Below are 14,169 nucleotides of genomic sequence, written 5' to 3'. Positions count from 1 at the left end.
ACACCCAGTGGCGCGCACCGACGAGGTTCACATCCAGTCCTCGCGCACGCGGATCAAGCCTTCCTGCGCCACCGAGGCGACCAGCTGGCCCTGACGGTTGAAGATGCTGCCGCGGGCGAAGCCACGGGCATTACCGGCCCAGGGGCTATCGATGGAATACAGCAGCCAGTCGTCGATCTTCACCTCGCGGTGGAACCAGATCGCATGATCGAGGCTGGCCAGCTGGATGAACTTGCTCCACGAACTGACCCCGTGCGGCTGCAGCGCGGTGCCGATGAAGCTGAAGTCCGAGGCATAGGCCAGCAGGTACTTGTGCAGCGCCGGGTTGGCCGGCAGCGCGCCGTCGGCACGGAACCACAGATGGCGCACCGGCTCGATCGGCTGCGGGTTGGCCGGGTCCTGCACGGTAACCGGGCGGATCTCGATCGGCTTGGGCCGGCGCAGCTTTTCCATCACCCGCTCGGGCACCAGCGGCGAGAGCTTGTGCAGCAGGTCCCACTCGCTGGGCAGCTCGTCCGGGCCGACCACGTCGGGCATCGCCAGCTGGTGTTCGTAGCCGTGCTCGTCGGCCTGGAACGAAGCGATGCCGGTGAAGATGGTCTGGCCTTTCTGGATCGCGCTGACGCGGCGGGTCGAGAAGCTGCCGCCGTCACGCACGCGGTCGACGTCGTAGACCACCGGCTGATGCGAGTCGCCCGGGCGCAGGAAGTAGCCGTGCAGCGAGTGCACGTGGCGCGCGGCGTCGACCGTCTGGCTGGCGGCGGAAATCACCTGACCGAGTACCTGACCGCCGAACAGCTGAGGAAACCCCAGATCCTGGCTGGCGCCACGGAACAGATTCTCCTCGATGCGTTCCAGCGTCAGCAGGTTGACCAGGGTATCGAGTGTCTGGGTCATGGCGGGTCCTGGATATGCGTTGATGCGGGTCGGCGATATTACGGACTTCGCCGTCAACGCTCCACCAATAGCCGACATCTACGCCCATCGCAACGACCTGTCGCGCGCCGCGCAATCCTTGAGCGACGCACCGGGTGCCACGCATACTCATTCGCCACCGCCGCCCGATTGCATCGTCCATGTCGCTCCCGCTGGTCTTTCACGACGACTACAGCCCGCCGCTGCCACCCGGGCATCGCTTCCCGATGGAAAAGTTTCGCCTGCTGCGCGATCACCTGATCGACAGCGGCCTGACCACCGACGCCGCGCTGCGGCGCCCGATGCTGTGCCGCCATGACGTGCTCAACCTCGCCCACGACGCCGATTACGTCGCGCGCTACTGCAGCGGCGACATGAGCCCGGCGGAGCTGCGCCGGCTCGGCCTGCCGTGGAGCCCGGCACTGGCGCAGCGCACCGTGCGCGCCGTGGGCGGTTCGCTGCTCACCGCCGAGCTGGCGCTGCAGCATGGACTGGCCTGTCACCTGGCCGGCGGCACCCACCACGCCCATCGCGACCATGCCTCTGGCTTCTGCATCTTCAACGATCTGGCGGTGGTGGCGCTCTATCTGCTGGAAAGCGGGCGAGTCGGCCGCGTGCTGATCTTCGACTGCGACGTGCATCAGGGCGACGGCACGGCACGCATCCTCGACGGCGTGGCGGACGCGGTGACGGTGTCGTTGCACTGCGAGAAGAACTTTCCGGCACGCAAGGCCACCAGCGACTGGGACATCCCGCTGGCAGCGGGACTGGGCGATGCGGAATACCTGCGCATCGTCGACGACACGCTGAACTACCTGCTGCCGCTGTATCAACCGGACCTGGTGCTGTACGACGCCGGCGTCGACGTGCACCGTGACGATGCCCTCGGCCTGCTCGATCTCAGCGATGCCGGGCTGGCGGCGCGCGACAGTGCGGTGCTCGAGCATTGCCTAGGGCGCGACATTCCGGTGGCCGGGCTGATCGGCGGCGGCTACGACAAGGACCGCGCCCGGCTCGCCCGCCGCCACGCGCAGCTGCACATCAGTGCAGCGCAGGCCTGGCGACAGTTCGGTCTGGAATGAAGCTCGCCGCTACTGGCGCAGCCACGGCGGAGGCGGCGGCTCATCGTGCGGCGCATCGTCGGCATTGCGCAGCGCTTCGCGACGCGCCTGCTCGGCCAGCGTGGCCTTGATCTCACGCATCACCGCATCCAGATCGGCGGCGTCTTCCGGCTCGGCGAACTCGCCGGTCAGCTCGCTCTCCGGGGTCAGCTTGCCCTGCTGGTAGAGCGCCCACATCTCCTTGGCGTAGCGGGTGAATTTCAGCTCCGGCGCGAAACGCCCGAAATAGGCCGCCATGTTGCCGACATCCCGCTCGAGCATCTCGAAGGCGTGGTTGTTGCCGGCGGCGTCCACCGCCTGCGGCAGGTCGATGATCACCGGGCCGTGCTCGTCGAGCAGCACGTTGAACTCCGACAGGTCGCCATGCACCAGCCCGGCGCAGAGCATCTTGACGATCTCGTGGATCATGAAGGCGTGAAACTCGCGGGCATCGTCCGGGTGCAGCTCGACGTCATTGAGACGCGGCGCGGCATCGCCATCCTCGCCGGCGATCATTTCCATCAGCAGCACGCCGTCGAGAAAGTCATACGGCTTGGGCACCCGCACGCCGGCGTCGGCCAGACGGAACAGCGCGGCCACCTCGGCGTTCTGCCAATTCTCTTCCTTCTCCTTGCGGCCGTGCTTGGAACCCTTGGCCATGGCGCGCGCATCGCGGCTGCTGCGTACCTTGCGGCCCTCCTGATACTTCACGGCCTGGCGGAAGCTGCGCTTGTTGGCTTCCTTGTAGACCTTGGCGCAGCGCAGTTCATCGCCACAGCGCACCACATATACCGCTGCTTCCTTGCCGCTCATCAGCGGCCGCAGCACCTCGTCGATCAGGCCATCCTCGATCAGCGGTTCGAGTCGTTTAGGCGTTTTCATCAGCGGCTTGCAGGTCCTTCTCGGTGAATGCGGGGCTGCAGGTTACGGTAAACCCCGGCGGGCTTCCATGCTCGCCCGGCAGTTTGAAAGCGCGCTGCGGATTGGCGCTCGCACAGCGAAGGCGGACAATCACCCCAACTCTCATCGGAGCACCGCCATGCTCGACCATGACCGCTGCTGGGAAGCGCTCTGCGCGCGCGACGCGCGCTGTGACGGCGAGTTCGTCTTCGCCGTACGCTCGACCGGCATCTACTGCCGCCCCAGCTGTCCGGCGCGGCGACCGCGACGCGATCGCGTGCAGTTCTTCGGCACCGCCGAGCAGGCCGAAACCGCCGGCTTCCGCCCCTGCCGGCGCTGCTGGCCGCAGGCGCAAAGCCCGGCCGAGCAGCTCGATACGCTGGTCGCCGCCGCCTGTCGCCTGCTGGACGAAGCACCCGAGGCGCTGACGCTCGCCCAGCTGGCGGCGCGCATCGGCCTGTCGCCCTCGCACCTGGCGCGTGCGTTCAAGGCACGCACCGGCCTCACGCCCCGCGCCTGGGCCGCCGCGCGCCGGCGCGAGCGCCTGCAGGCACAGCTGCCCGCCGCCGATAACGTGCTCGATGCAGCGCTGGCCGCCGGCTACCCGAGCACCCGCGCGCTGTATGCCGAAGCGCAGGCGCTGAGTCCGGCCCAGCGCCTGCGCAAGGGTGTCGGGGAAACCCTGCGCTATGCCGTCGCCCCCTGCCCGCTCGGGCTGCTGCTGCTCGCCGCGAGCGAGCGCGGCGTCTGCGCGTTGCTGTTCGGTGACGACGAGCCGGCGCTGGAGCAGGAGCTACGCGAACGCTTCGCCGCCGCCCGGCTGCAGCGCGATCAGGCCGGTCTCGGAGACTGGCTGCAGGCCGTGGTCGGCCAGCTCGAAGAGCCGGAGCGCGCGGCCAGGTTGCCGCTGGATCTGCGTGGCAGTGCCTTCCAGCAACGGGTCTGGCAGGCATTGCAGGCCATTCCGCCGGGCCAGACGCGGCGTTACGGCGAACTCGCCAGCACCCTCGACAGCCACGCCCGCGCCGTCGCCCGTGCCTGCGCGAGCAACCCAGTCGGCCTGCTGGTGCCCTGCCATCGCGTGGTCGGCGCACAGCAGGCGCTGACCGGCTACCGCTGGGGGCTGGCACGCAAGGCCGCGCTGCTCGCTGGCGAAGCGCGGGAGAAGCCGGGAGACTGACGGCGTTTTCGCGGTCCGATGTTGTGTCGACACCTCTCGCTGCCGCACCGGACCCGCGCCATGACCGATCTGAAACACTACCGCATCCATTACCGCATCAATGGCGCACCCGCCTCGCTGCTGCTGAGCGCCTTCGAGGAACCGAGCCTGGAGCAGGCCGAGCTGGAAATCCTCCTCGCGCACGTACGTAACCCGCAGGCGGCGGTCGACGCGCCGTGGGAATCGCCGCTGCGCGCCAGCGAGCACAGCCGCATGGCCGAGCTGGGCGTCAGCGATATCCAGATCGAAGAAGAGTGCCGCTGAGCGTTAGCATGAGCGCCGAACCCGCCGCCATCGAGCGCAGACCGCCGTGCCACTGATCGACACCCACACCCATCTGGACTTCGAGGATTTTGACGCCGACCGTCAGGCCGTGCTGGCACGCTGTGCCGCCCTCGGCGTCGAGCGCATCGTCGTGCTCGGCGTGCATGCACAGAACTGGCAGCGCGTCTGGCAGCTGGCCAGCGAGCAGCCGGCCGTCTACGCCGCGCTCGGGCTGCATCCGGTGTACCAGCACCAGCACCGCGACGAGCACCTCACGGCGCTGGGCGAATGGCTGCAGCGCCTGCGCGGCGAAGCGAAGCTCTGCGCCATCGGCGAGATCGGCCTGGACTACTACATCGACGCGCCGGACCATGAACGCCAGCAGTACCTTCTCGAGCGCCAGCTCCAGCTGGCCAGCGACTTCGAACTGCCGGCGCTGCTGCACGTGCGCCGCGCCCATGCAGCGATGATCGCCACGCTCAAGCGCCATCGGCTGCACCGCGGCGGCATCGTGCATGCTTTCAGCGGCAGCTGGGAGGAAGCGCGCGAATATCTGAAGCTGGGTTTCAAGCTGGGCCTCGGCGGCGCCGGTACCTGGCCGCAGGCCCGGCGCATGCAGCGCGTGCTTGAGCAGTTGCCGCGGCACGGCATTGTGCTGGAAACCGACGCACCGGACATGCCACCGGCGGGCCACGTCGGCGAGCGCAACAGCCCGGAGCTGCTGCCGGAGATCTGCCAGCGGCTGGCCGAACTCAAGGGCATCAGCACCGCAGAACTGGCCGCCGCCAGCTATCGCAACAGCTGCGAACTGTTCGGCTGGCCGCTCGGCGACACCTAGTGCCCGGCTAGACGCGGAAAGCGCCGATCAGCTGCTGCAACTGCCCCACCAACTGGGTCAGTTCACGACTGGCCTGCTCGGTATGCCCGGCACCCTCGGCGGTGCGTTTGCCGGCTTCGTTGATCGCCACGATGTTGCGGTCGATGTCGTGCGCCACGGCCGTCTGCTGCTCAGCCGCCGCGGCGATCTGCTGGCTCTGGTCGACGATGCTGCCGACCGCGCCAAGAATGTGCTCCAACGCCTGCTCCACCTGCGCCGACTGGCTGACCGTGCCCTCGGCCAGCGCGTGGCTGGCGTGCATGGTCTTCACCGCCGCGCCGACACCGCCCTGCAAGCGCGCGATCATCTGCTCGATCTCTTCGGTGGACTGCTGCGTGCGCCGTGCCAGGTTGCGCACCTCGTCGGCGACCACGGCGAAGCCGCGGCCCTGCTCGCCGGCACGCGCCGCCTCAATCGCGGCGTTGAGCGCGAGCAGGTTGGTCTGCTCGGCGATGCCCTTGATCACGTCGAGCACCTGGCTGATCGCCGCGCTGTCGTCAGCCAGGCGGTTGATCACCTGCACCGACTGCGCGATTTCTTCGGCCAGCCGCTGGATGCCGCTGACCTGCGCGCTGACCAGACCACGACCGCTGACGGTTTCGGCGTTGACGTCCTGCGCACTGCCCACCGCCGCCTCGGCGCTGGTGGCCACCGCCTGGGCGGTGGCGGACATCTGATTCATCGCGGTGGCGACCTGCTCGATCTGGCTGCGCTGCTCGGAGACCGTCTGGTTGCTTTCGCCGGAGACGTTCTCCACGCGCCCGGCCTGACGCTCGACTTCGCCGACCGTCAGGCCGACCCGCTCGATCAGCTCGCGAATCCGTGCCACACCGTCGTTGAACAGCTGGCCCAGCTCACCCAGCTCGTCGCGGCTCTGCACCGTGTAACGCGCGGTCATGTCGCCCTCGGCGACGCACTCCATGACCCGCCCGAGCCCCCGCAGCGAGGCCCGCGTCGAAACGTAGAAGCCGCCGTAGAGATAGGCCACCAGCAGCAGCACGACGCCCAGCGCGCTCAGCAGCAGGGTCATCAGCAGGCGCTTCTGCGCCAGCCGCTCGGCGAGGTCGCCTTCGAGCAGCTGCAGGATCTGGTCGTTGAGCTGGTAGGTCTTCGCCATCTCGGCGCCGATACGGTCGTAGAACTGCGCCCAGGGCCGATCGAAGTCATCGGCCATGATCACCTCGTCCTGCAGAATCTCGCTGGCGAGCCCCAGCGAATCGCGGCTGGCATTGGCGTACTGGTCGAGCTGCGCGCGAGCCTCGGCACTGCCGGCGAGGCTGTCCTGCAGTTGCGCGGCGTACTGTGCCTGCAGCCGCTCCAGCTCGAGCACCAGATTGTCCAGCGTGTTGCTGGCATCGGAGTTGAGGTAGCCCTGGCCGAAGGTGTAGGAGCCCACCGCGCGCCCCTGGCCGAGCGTCGCGGTGATGGTCGGCGTCACGCTGGTCAGCAACTCGGCGAGCTGGCGCACTTCGCGCTGGGCGTCCTGACTGAGCCCGGACTGCCCGGCGATCAGCCGGATCATCACCTGCACACGCCCCAGCAGGCTCGCCGCCATCGCGGCCTTGGACTGCAGCGACTGCTCCGCCTGCGCGCTGCCCAGCGCCGTGCTCAGCTCGTCGCGGCGGGCGCTGAATTCGGCGATCTGCTCGGGATCGTCGCTCACCGGTTGCAGGGCCTGCAGGCGCGCCGCCAGCCGGGATTCGACCTGGCCGCGACGCTCGGCAAGGACCGCGGCATTCCCGGTCTGGCCGATGATCGCCTCGATCTGTACCAGGTCGTGCCAGTCCTCCACATCGCGGCGCAGCTGCAGCGCGGAGCCGAGCAGCGCAAGGCTCTGCAGTTCGTTGCGGGTACCGACGAACTCCCGGTACGAATCACGCACCAGGTAGAAGTTGGTCAGCAGCATGGGGACGAAGAACAACAGGCTGACGAGACTGAACTTCATGCCGAAGCTCAGCCGGTTCATGAACGCGACTGCGGGATACAACAGAGTTTTCACACGACGTCTCCCAATCTTATTGGTATGTGCTTGCGGCTGTTGCAGCCGCAGCGGGGCTCGTCAGAGAGAAGTAGCGGATCGAGTTATACGGGATATCGGTAGGCGCTTTTGTAACTTAAGGTAATGGCCTTATGGCATCGCAGCGCCGCCAGCCCGCAGTGCGGCGGCCCGCGGGTATTCGCGGGCGGCTATGGCGCATCATTCAGCCAGGTGGGGTGGTTCAGGCGAGTAGCGTCCACAGCGCGAGCGCCGCGTACCAGAGCACGCGCGCGCGCACCAGCAGCGCTCCGAGCGCGTCGAGCCGGGCGACACCCGCCTCGCCGGCGATCGGCGGCTCGAGATCGGCCGCCTGCGGACCAACCTCGGCGAGCAGCTGGCGCGCCGGCATGTCCCAGTCGAGCAAGCGGTGCAGCAGCGCGCGGTTGAGCGCGACGAAATTGCCGACCAGTGCGAAGCTGGCCAGCAGCACCCGTACCGCCAGCCAGTCGAAGGCGTGACGCACCTGGGCGGCGCGTTCGCGCAGCGGGTCCAGCTGGGCGTGCTCGACGGTCAGGGCGAGCAGCCGATAGGCCAGCGCCGCCATCGGTCCGAGCAGCACATACCAGAAGATCACCGCGAAAAAGCCCTCGTAGCTGCGCCAGAGCAGCAGGCCCTGTGCCGCCTGCAGCAGGCTCGCCGGCTCCGCTTCGCGCAGCTTCAGATCGCGCTCGGCCACCAGCGCCGCGGCCTCCTCGTCGCCACGCCGCCAGGCATCGCGAAACGGCCCCAGCTCACGCTTCACCGCGCCGCGTCCGAGGCTGTACAGCACTACCAGCACATGCAGCGGCAGGCTCAGCCAGCCATAGGCCAGCGGTTCGAGCAGCCACAGCACGCAACCCAGCAGCAGTACCGGCAACAGCACCAGCAGCGCGAGCGCCAGCCACGGCGATGCGGTCAGCCGCGGTCGCGCCTCCAGTCGGCGCAGCTGGGCAAGCCAGGCGCCATCGCGCTGCAGCCGATGCCGCCAATCGGAGAATTTCTCGATCAGCAGCACCAGCAGAATCACCAGAAAACTCATCGTCACGTCTTCGCTTCCTCGTTCAACAGGTGATGGCGGCGGCGCGCAACCGCAGCCAGTCGAATGCCGGACCGGGGTCGGTCTTGCGCCCCGGCGCGATGTCGCTGTGGCCGCAGATCCGCTCGCTGGTGATCGCCGGATAGGCTCGCTGCAGCAGCCGGCACAGCTCGATCAGCGCACCGTACTGCGCCTCGCTGTACGGCTGAAAATCGGTGCCCTCCAGCTCGATGCCGAGGGAAAAATCGTTGCAGCCCTCGCGCTCGCCGAAGCGCGACACCCCGGCGTGCCAGGCGCGATCGAGGCAGGAGACGAATTGGGTGATCGTGCCGTCGCGCTCGATGAGGAAATGCGCCGACACACGCAGCTCGGCGATCTCGGCGAAGAACGGATGCTCGCCGCACGGCAGGCAGTTCTGGAAAAACTGCTGGACACGGCCGGTGCCGAACTGGCCGGGCGGCAGGCTGATGTTGTGAATGACCAGCAGCGAGATCTCGCCGTCCGGGCGCTCGTTGAAGTTCGGCGATGGGCAATGGCGAACGCCCTCGCACCAGCCGGTCGCGCGATCCAGATACATGGGGTGACCTTGGTTGACGGCAGGCTGGCAGGCTAGCCGCAGCGGCCCCGCCGCCGCAAGTCGGCCTGCTACCGGCGCAGCCGCGCAGCAGCCGCCTTCTCATCCCTGCGCGAGGCCAGCCGATCGGCCAACCGGGTGGGTTCGGGCAGCCGGTAGCGGGTGACATACTGCATCACCAGCCGCGGTGCACTGGCCAGGCTGACGCGGTTGCCGGGCGACACGATCAGCGGACGCACGCGCTCCTTGCTGCGCAGCACCGTACCCAGCACCTCGCCGGTCTTGCGATCGCGCAACGGCACCTGCGCGCCGCGCGCCTCGCCCAGCTCCTCGTGTTCGCCAGTGAGAATCTTCTTCGCCACGCCGATGGTCGGTAGCCCGGTCACCACGCCCAGATGCGCGGCGATCCCCAGCCGGCGTGGATGAGCGATGCCGTGGCCGTCGGAGAAGATCAGGTCGGGTACCGCCGGCAGCGCTTGCAGTGCCTGCAAGACTGCCGGCAGTTCGCGAAACGACAGCAGCCCAGGTATGTAGGGCATCGAGGTGGGAATGCGCGTCAGGCTCTGCGCGACCACCTCCAGCGTCTGCGCATCGAGCAGCACGACGGCCGCCCGGGTGATCTGTCCCTGCTCCTCGAAGCCCACGTCGACACCGGCGATTAGCCGTAGTGGCGGGAAGTCGTCCACCAGCCGCACCTGCGCCGCCAGCGTCTGCTGCAGCGCGCGCGCGGCGGCGGGCGTGCCATCCCAATCGGCGAACGGTTGCGACGGATAGGGGCTGCTCATCGTTTTCTCCTCGGTGAAAATCATGCGCTCGATCGGGCGACGGACGGCAATGGCGGCTGGACAGTCAGGGAAAAACAGACGACGCTTGCGCCGCACGACGGCAGTTTCATCCTACAGCCGGTTTACCACACAACAATCAGAAACGCCCATGAACTCGCCCGCCCTCAGTCGCATCAGCATCCTGGCCACCGAAGGGGTCTTCGCTTCGACCCTCATGCACGCCAAGGATTTCTTTCACATGGCCAGCCTGCGCCGCGGCCGGCAGCGCGGCGCGGACCTCGCGCCCGCCTTCGAAACCCGCCTGGTCAGCCCCGACGGCCAGCCGGTGACCACTTTCAGCGGCACCACTATAGCCGTCGATGGCGCGCTGGAAGACGCCGACGTGGTGATCCTGCCCGCCTTCTGGGGCGACTTCGATGCACTCTGCGCGCGTTATCCGCAGGTGCTGACGTGGCTGCGGCATCGCCATGCGGCCGGCAGCACGATCTGTGGCGAGGCCACCGGGGCGTTCTGGATGGCTCAAGCCGGGCTGCTGGATCATCGCGAGGCGACGACCCACTGGCGCTTCGCCAGCGAGTTCGCCGAGCGTTTCCCGCAGGTACAGCTGAGCCCGGACAAGCACCTGACCGACAGCGATAATCTCTACTGTGCCGGCGGCACCACGTCGTCGTGCGATCTGTATCTGTACCTGGTCGAGCGCTTCTGCGGAGCTGCCGTCGCGCAAGGCATGGCGCGCGATGTGCTGTTCGAGGTGCAGCGCAGCTACCGGCCGGGGCGGCTCGGCTTCGGCGGCCAGAAGCTGCATCTGGACAGCCGCGTGCTGCAAATTCAGGAATGGCTGGAAGACCACTTCGCCGAGAAATTCCGCTTCGAGGACGTCGCGCTGCAGCACGGCATGAGCATCCGCAATTTCATGCGGCGATTCCAGGCCGCCACCGGCGACAAGCCGCTGCATTACCTGCAGCGCCTGCGCATCGAGACGGCCAAGAGCCTGCTGTCGACGACGCGCAAGAGCATCAAGACCATCAGCTATGAGGTGGGCTACGACGACGCCAGCTTCTTCGCTCGCCTGTTCCGCCAGCACACCGATGTGTCGCCGAACCAGTATCGGCAGCAGTATCGGCACAAGAGCAGCTGACGTCGGGAGGCTGTCCGAGCGGTCCGCCTCCCGCGCAAGGAACGCCCGATCGCGTTAGGGCTTGTGCGGCCGCGCGAGGTATTCGTGCGACTGCATCTCCAGCAAACGGCTGAGGGTGCGCTGGAACTCGAACTCCAGACGTCCGCCGGCATACAGGTCCTTGAGTTCGACCTCGGCGGAAAGGATCAGCTTGACGTTACGGTCGTAGAACTCGTCGACCATGTTGATGAAGCGCCGCGCCATGTCGTCCTTGGCCACGTTCATCTGCTCGATGTTGGATACCAGCACCGCCTCGAAGATCTTGCCCAGCTCGATGTAGTCGTTCTGGCTACGCGGGCCGTCGCACAGGGCGCGGAACTCGAACCAGGCAACATCATTGGCTACCCGGCGCGCCATGATCTCGCGGTTTTCGATCAGCAACGCCTCGTTTTCCAGCACCGTACAGTTTTCCGTCAGCAAGCTGCGGAAGCTCTTTTCCAGGCTCAGCTCGGCCTCGGCATCCAGCGGGAAGTGATACAGCTCGGCCTGTTCCAGCGCGCGCAGGCGGTAGTCGATGCCGCTGTCGACGTTGACGATCTCGGTGTGCTTCTTCAACAGCTCGATGGCCGGCAGGAAGCGCGCGCGCTGCAAACCGTCCTTGTACAGGCCGTCCGGGACGATGTTGGAAGTCGCGACCAGACTCACACCGTTCTTGAACAGCTCTTCGAGCAGGGTCGCGAGGATCATCGCGTCGGTGATGTCGGAGACGAAGAACTCGTCGAAGCAGATCACTCGTGCCTCATCGGCAAAACGCTTGCCGATGATGGTCAGCGGGTTCTTCTCGCCCTTGAGCGTGCGCATTTCCTCGTGCACGCGCTTCATGAAGCGGTGGAAGTGCGTGCGCATCTTCTGCTTGAACGGCAGCGCATCGAAGAACGTATCGACCAGGTAGGTCTTGCCGCGACCGACGCCCCCCCAAAAATAGATGCCCTTGATCGGCCCCTGCGGTTTCTTGCCGAAGAGCTTGCCGAACAATCCACTGCCGCCACGCTCGTCGGCTACCAGGTCGTCGTACAGCCGCTGCAAATGGCGCACCGCATTTTCCTGGGCGGCATCGTGGAAAAAGTCAGGACGTTGCAGGTCGGCCCGATAGCGCTCAAGAGGAGTCATGGCGGAGTCTGGGTAGTGAAACGGGGCCGACACTTTAGCGGCGCCCTCGGTCGTTGGCAATTTGCTCAGCTTGGTCAAACCTCTCGCCCTCCTCTATGGATCGGTCTCACAACGCACCGGCCGAACGCCGCGTGGTCCCGCTTACTCGGCCAGTGTCGCCAGCGCCGCACGCACGCGCAGCATGGCTGCATCCATGGCCTCGGCGGTGTCGTAGCTGGGGCTATCGGCGATGCACTCGTCGTCCAGCCACAGGGTGAACTGACTGCCTTCGTCCTCCCGCAGCTCCAGCGCATCCGGCCCACCGGCGATCAATCGCTGCGTCAACTGGCCGATCGCCTTCGGATTGCTCAGCGGCCGCGACAACAGCAGCTCCTCGCCATCGGCGGCGAAGAAGCGGAAGCGGAAGGCGCCGTCGGCTTCGCGAAAACTGGCGAAGCGCGCGACCTTGCCGGCCTTTTTCTTCGCCGGTGCCGCGCTCTGCGCCTGGCTGGAGAAATTGCGCAGACCTACTGCCTCGCGCAGCTCGCCGAGGAACGGGGTGGCGATCCGGCGCGCCTTGGCAGCGCCGGCCTGGAGAATTTCCTCGAGCTCGGCGGGCTTGGCGATCAGCTGACGATAGAGCTCGCGCGGCTCGCTCAGTTCATTGTCGAGCAGCTCGAACAGTCGCTGCTTGGCTTCGCCCCAGGCCAGGCCGTCACACAGCTCAGCCCGGAACGCGGCCAGTTGCGCCGGGGTGGCGAAGGCCTGGTAGAGCGTGAACAGGTGCGAGCTGTCCGGGTCCTTCGGCTCGCCCGGCAGCTTGGAGTCGGTGACGATGCGCGCTACCGCCGCCTTCAGCTCCTTGGCGCTGCCGAACAGCGGGATGGTGTTGTCGTAACTCTTGGACATCTTGCGTCCGTCGAGGCCCGGCAGCGTTGCCACGCTCTCTTCGATCACGGCCTCAGGCAGGGTGAACAGCTCGCGGCCCTGGCCGAACAGGTGGTTGAAGCGCTGCGCAATGTCACGCGCCATCTCGACGTGCTGGATCTGGTCGCGACCGACCGGCACCTTATGGGCGTTGAACATGAGAATGTCCGCCGCCATCAGCACCGGGTAGCTGTACAGCCCCATCGTCACGCCGGCGTCCGGGTCCTCACCATTCTCGACATTCTTGTCCACCGAAGCCTTGTAGGCGTGCGCACGGTTGAGCAGACCCTTGGCGGTGACACAGGTGAGCAGCCAGGTCAGCTCGGGGATTTCCGGCACGTCGGACTGCCGGTAGAAAGTCACGCGCTCGGCGTCCAGGCCGCAGGCCAGCCAGGTCGCGGCGATTTCCAGACGTGAGCGCTGGATGCGCAGCGGGTCATCGCACTTGATCAGTGCGTGGTAGTCCGCTAGGAAATAGAACGAGTCGGCCGAGGCCGCGCGGCTGGCGACCACGGCCGGGCGGATGGCGCCGGCGTAGTTGCCCAGGTGAGGCGTGCCGGTGGTGGTGATGCCGGTGAGAATTCGGGTCTTCATCGCGTTGATCTCATATCGATGCGATGCAGGCACGGACAAGGACGTGCCTGCGCGTGGCGGGCGAAAAGCTACAGGCGGGGTGCCACCAGCTCCTTCAGCTCCACCAGCTTGGCGTGGAAAAAGTGGCCGCATTCTGCCACTTTCCGCAGCTCATGGGGGCGCGTAAGCGCAGCCGAATAGGCGTACACCGAGGCGGGGTCGATCACTTCGTCCTGCTCCGGCTGAATGATGGTCAGCGAGCCCTTCGCCGCCGGCGTCTGGCCAGCCAGGCGCGACACCGCCGGCGCCACCAGAAACAGCTTATCCGGCGCGCGGCCCTGTGCCTCAAGACGCGCAGCCAGGGCAGCCGCCACGAACCCGCCGAAGGAAAATCCCAGCAGGCAGAGCGGCAGCTCGGGACGCTGCGCCGTCAGCCAGCGCAACGCAGCTTCGGCGTCGTCCACCTCGCCTTCCTGCATGTCGTGCTCGCCGGCGCTGCCGCCGACCCCGCGATAGTTGAACCGCAGCGTGCTGTAGCCCTGGTCGCGCGCCGTACGCTGCAAGGTCGAGACAACCTTGTTCAGCATCGTGCCGCCCTTGACCGGGTTGGGATGGCAGATCAGCGCCAGCCCTCGGGCCTGCGGTTGATCGAAGTACAGGGCTTCCAGCGCACCGCATGGGCCGTCGAGAGAGAGGGGGGTTTCGCGTTTCAGCAA

General features: G+C 67.0%; 14 protein-coding genes. 5 read left to right on the top strand and 9 right to left on the bottom strand.

Going from position 1 to position 14,169, the window contains the following annotated elements:
- Positions 1-27: 27 nt before the first annotated feature.
- Entirely contained in the window at positions 28-897 is an 870-nt protein-coding gene (tesB, locus tag NAV27_RS15010) for an acyl-CoA thioesterase II (RefSeq protein ID WP_043299150.1), read from the bottom strand.
- Between the two features lie 179 nt (positions 898-1,076).
- Between tesB and NAV27_RS15005 the strand changes: the two genes are divergently transcribed.
- Positions 1,077-1,997 (top strand): histone deacetylase family protein, encoded by a 921-nt coding sequence (locus NAV27_RS15005; RefSeq protein ID WP_102827795.1) that lies wholly within the window; start codon positions 1,077-1,079, stop codon positions 1,995-1,997.
- A 9-nt stretch (positions 1,998-2,006) separates the two neighbouring features.
- On the opposite strand, the gene NAV27_RS15000 is transcribed toward NAV27_RS15005, so the two are convergent.
- Positions 2,007-2,897 carry a PA4780 family RIO1-like protein kinase gene (locus NAV27_RS15000; protein ID WP_054094583.1) on the bottom strand — a complete coding sequence of 297 codons (891 nt, stop codon included), beginning with the start codon at positions 2,895-2,897 and terminating at the stop codon, positions 2,007-2,009.
- Positions 2,898-3,054: 157 nt separating this feature from the next.
- Here NAV27_RS15000 and ada point away from each other — a divergent pair, with 157 nt between their 5' ends.
- The 3 genes from ada to NAV27_RS14985 are packed head-to-tail and all read left to right on the top strand — an operon-like array spanning position 3,055 to position 5,236.
- Positions 3,055-4,095 carry a bifunctional DNA-binding transcriptional regulator/O6-methylguanine-DNA methyltransferase Ada gene (gene ada, locus NAV27_RS14995; RefSeq protein ID WP_102827796.1) on the top strand — a complete coding sequence of 347 codons (1,041 nt, stop codon included), beginning with the start codon at positions 3,055-3,057 and terminating at the stop codon, positions 4,093-4,095.
- A gap of 60 nt (positions 4,096-4,155) precedes the next feature.
- The gene (locus tag NAV27_RS14990; protein WP_102827797.1) at positions 4,156-4,398 is read left to right on the top strand and encodes a hypothetical protein; all 243 of its coding nucleotides are present in this window, start codon (positions 4,156-4,158) and stop codon (positions 4,396-4,398) included.
- A gap of 46 nt (positions 4,399-4,444) precedes the next feature.
- Complete coding sequence (locus tag NAV27_RS14985; protein ID WP_102827798.1) at positions 4,445-5,236, top strand: TatD family hydrolase; 792 nt, start codon at positions 4,445-4,447, stop codon at positions 5,234-5,236.
- A 7-nt stretch (positions 5,237-5,243) separates the two neighbouring features.
- Here the strand turns inward: NAV27_RS14985 and NAV27_RS14980 are convergent, their stop codons facing one another.
- The 4 genes from NAV27_RS14980 to nfi form a co-directional block, all read right to left on the bottom strand.
- Positions 5,244-7,274, bottom strand: a complete 2,031-nt coding sequence (locus tag NAV27_RS14980; RefSeq protein ID WP_102827799.1) for a methyl-accepting chemotaxis protein — start codon at positions 7,272-7,274, stop codon at positions 5,244-5,246.
- A 220-nt stretch (positions 7,275-7,494) separates the two neighbouring features.
- Complete coding sequence (ampE, locus tag NAV27_RS14975; protein WP_102827800.1) at positions 7,495-8,331, bottom strand: regulatory signaling modulator protein AmpE; 837 nt, start codon at positions 8,329-8,331, stop codon at positions 7,495-7,497.
- A gap of 22 nt (positions 8,332-8,353) precedes the next feature.
- A complete protein-coding gene (ampD, locus tag NAV27_RS14970) occupies positions 8,354-8,905 on the bottom strand; it encodes a 1,6-anhydro-N-acetylmuramyl-L-alanine amidase AmpD (RefSeq protein WP_102827801.1) in 552 nt (183 codons plus the stop codon).
- Positions 8,906-8,973: 68 nt separating this feature from the next.
- A complete protein-coding gene (nfi, locus tag NAV27_RS14965; protein ID WP_102828255.1) occupies positions 8,974-9,687 on the bottom strand; it encodes a deoxyribonuclease V in 714 nt (237 codons plus the stop codon).
- 148 nt (positions 9,688-9,835) lie between these two features.
- Here nfi and NAV27_RS14960 point away from each other — a divergent pair, with 148 nt between their 5' ends.
- A complete protein-coding gene (locus tag NAV27_RS14960; RefSeq protein WP_077682094.1) occupies positions 9,836-10,825 on the top strand; it encodes a GlxA family transcriptional regulator in 990 nt (329 codons plus the stop codon).
- 54 nt (positions 10,826-10,879) lie between these two features.
- Here the strand turns inward: NAV27_RS14960 and zapE are convergent, their stop codons facing one another.
- From zapE to NAV27_RS14945, 3 genes are all read right to left on the bottom strand, one after another.
- Positions 10,880-11,974 (bottom strand): cell division protein ZapE, encoded by a 1,095-nt coding sequence (gene zapE, locus NAV27_RS14955; protein WP_043299411.1) that lies wholly within the window; start codon positions 11,972-11,974, stop codon positions 10,880-10,882.
- A gap of 141 nt (positions 11,975-12,115) precedes the next feature.
- Complete coding sequence (locus tag NAV27_RS14950) at positions 12,116-13,474, bottom strand: tryptophan--tRNA ligase (protein WP_102827802.1); 1,359 nt, start codon at positions 13,472-13,474, stop codon at positions 12,116-12,118.
- A 68-nt stretch (positions 13,475-13,542) separates the two neighbouring features.
- Complete coding sequence (locus NAV27_RS14945) at positions 13,543-14,169, bottom strand: alpha/beta hydrolase (protein WP_102827803.1); 627 nt, start codon at positions 14,167-14,169, stop codon at positions 13,543-13,545.

This window comes from Stutzerimonas degradans, assembly GCF_024448505.1.
GTDB lineage: Bacteria > Pseudomonadota > Gammaproteobacteria > Pseudomonadales > Pseudomonadaceae > Stutzerimonas > Stutzerimonas degradans.
This window is presented reverse-complemented; position numbering and strand designations above follow the sequence as displayed.

What these genes read in the sequence shown, in the direction of transcription:
- ampE (WP_102827800.1), bottom strand. Translation starts at nt 8,331, where the DNA reads ATGAGTTTTCTGGTGATTCTGCTGGTGCTGCTGATCGAGAAATTCTCC.
- NAV27_RS14960 (WP_077682094.1), top strand. Translation starts at nt 9,836, where the DNA reads ATGAACTCGCCCGCCCTCAGTCGCATCAGCATCCTGGCCACCGAAGGG.
- NAV27_RS15005 (WP_102827795.1), top strand. Translation starts at nt 1,077, where the DNA reads ATGTCGCTCCCGCTGGTCTTTCACGACGACTACAGCCCGCCGCTGCCA.
- ada (WP_102827796.1), top strand. Translation starts at nt 3,055, where the DNA reads ATGCTCGACCATGACCGCTGCTGGGAAGCGCTCTGCGCGCGCGACGCG.
- NAV27_RS15000 (WP_054094583.1), bottom strand. Translation starts at nt 2,897, where the DNA reads ATGAAAACGCCTAAACGACTCGAACCGCTGATCGAGGATGGCCTGATC.
- NAV27_RS14990 (WP_102827797.1), top strand. Translation starts at nt 4,156, where the DNA reads ATGACCGATCTGAAACACTACCGCATCCATTACCGCATCAATGGCGCA.
- nfi (WP_102828255.1), bottom strand. Translation starts at nt 9,687, where the DNA reads ATGAGCAGCCCCTATCCGTCGCAACCGTTCGCCGATTGGGATGGCACG.
- NAV27_RS14950 (WP_102827802.1), bottom strand. Translation starts at nt 13,474, where the DNA reads ATGAAGACCCGAATTCTCACCGGCATCACCACCACCGGCACGCCTCAC.
- zapE (WP_043299411.1), bottom strand. Translation starts at nt 11,974, where the DNA reads ATGACTCCTCTTGAGCGCTATCGGGCCGACCTGCAACGTCCTGACTTT.
- ampD (WP_102827801.1), bottom strand. Translation starts at nt 8,905, where the DNA reads ATGTATCTGGATCGCGCGACCGGCTGGTGCGAGGGCGTTCGCCATTGC.
- tesB (WP_043299150.1), bottom strand. Translation starts at nt 897, where the DNA reads ATGACCCAGACACTCGATACCCTGGTCAACCTGCTGACGCTGGAACGC.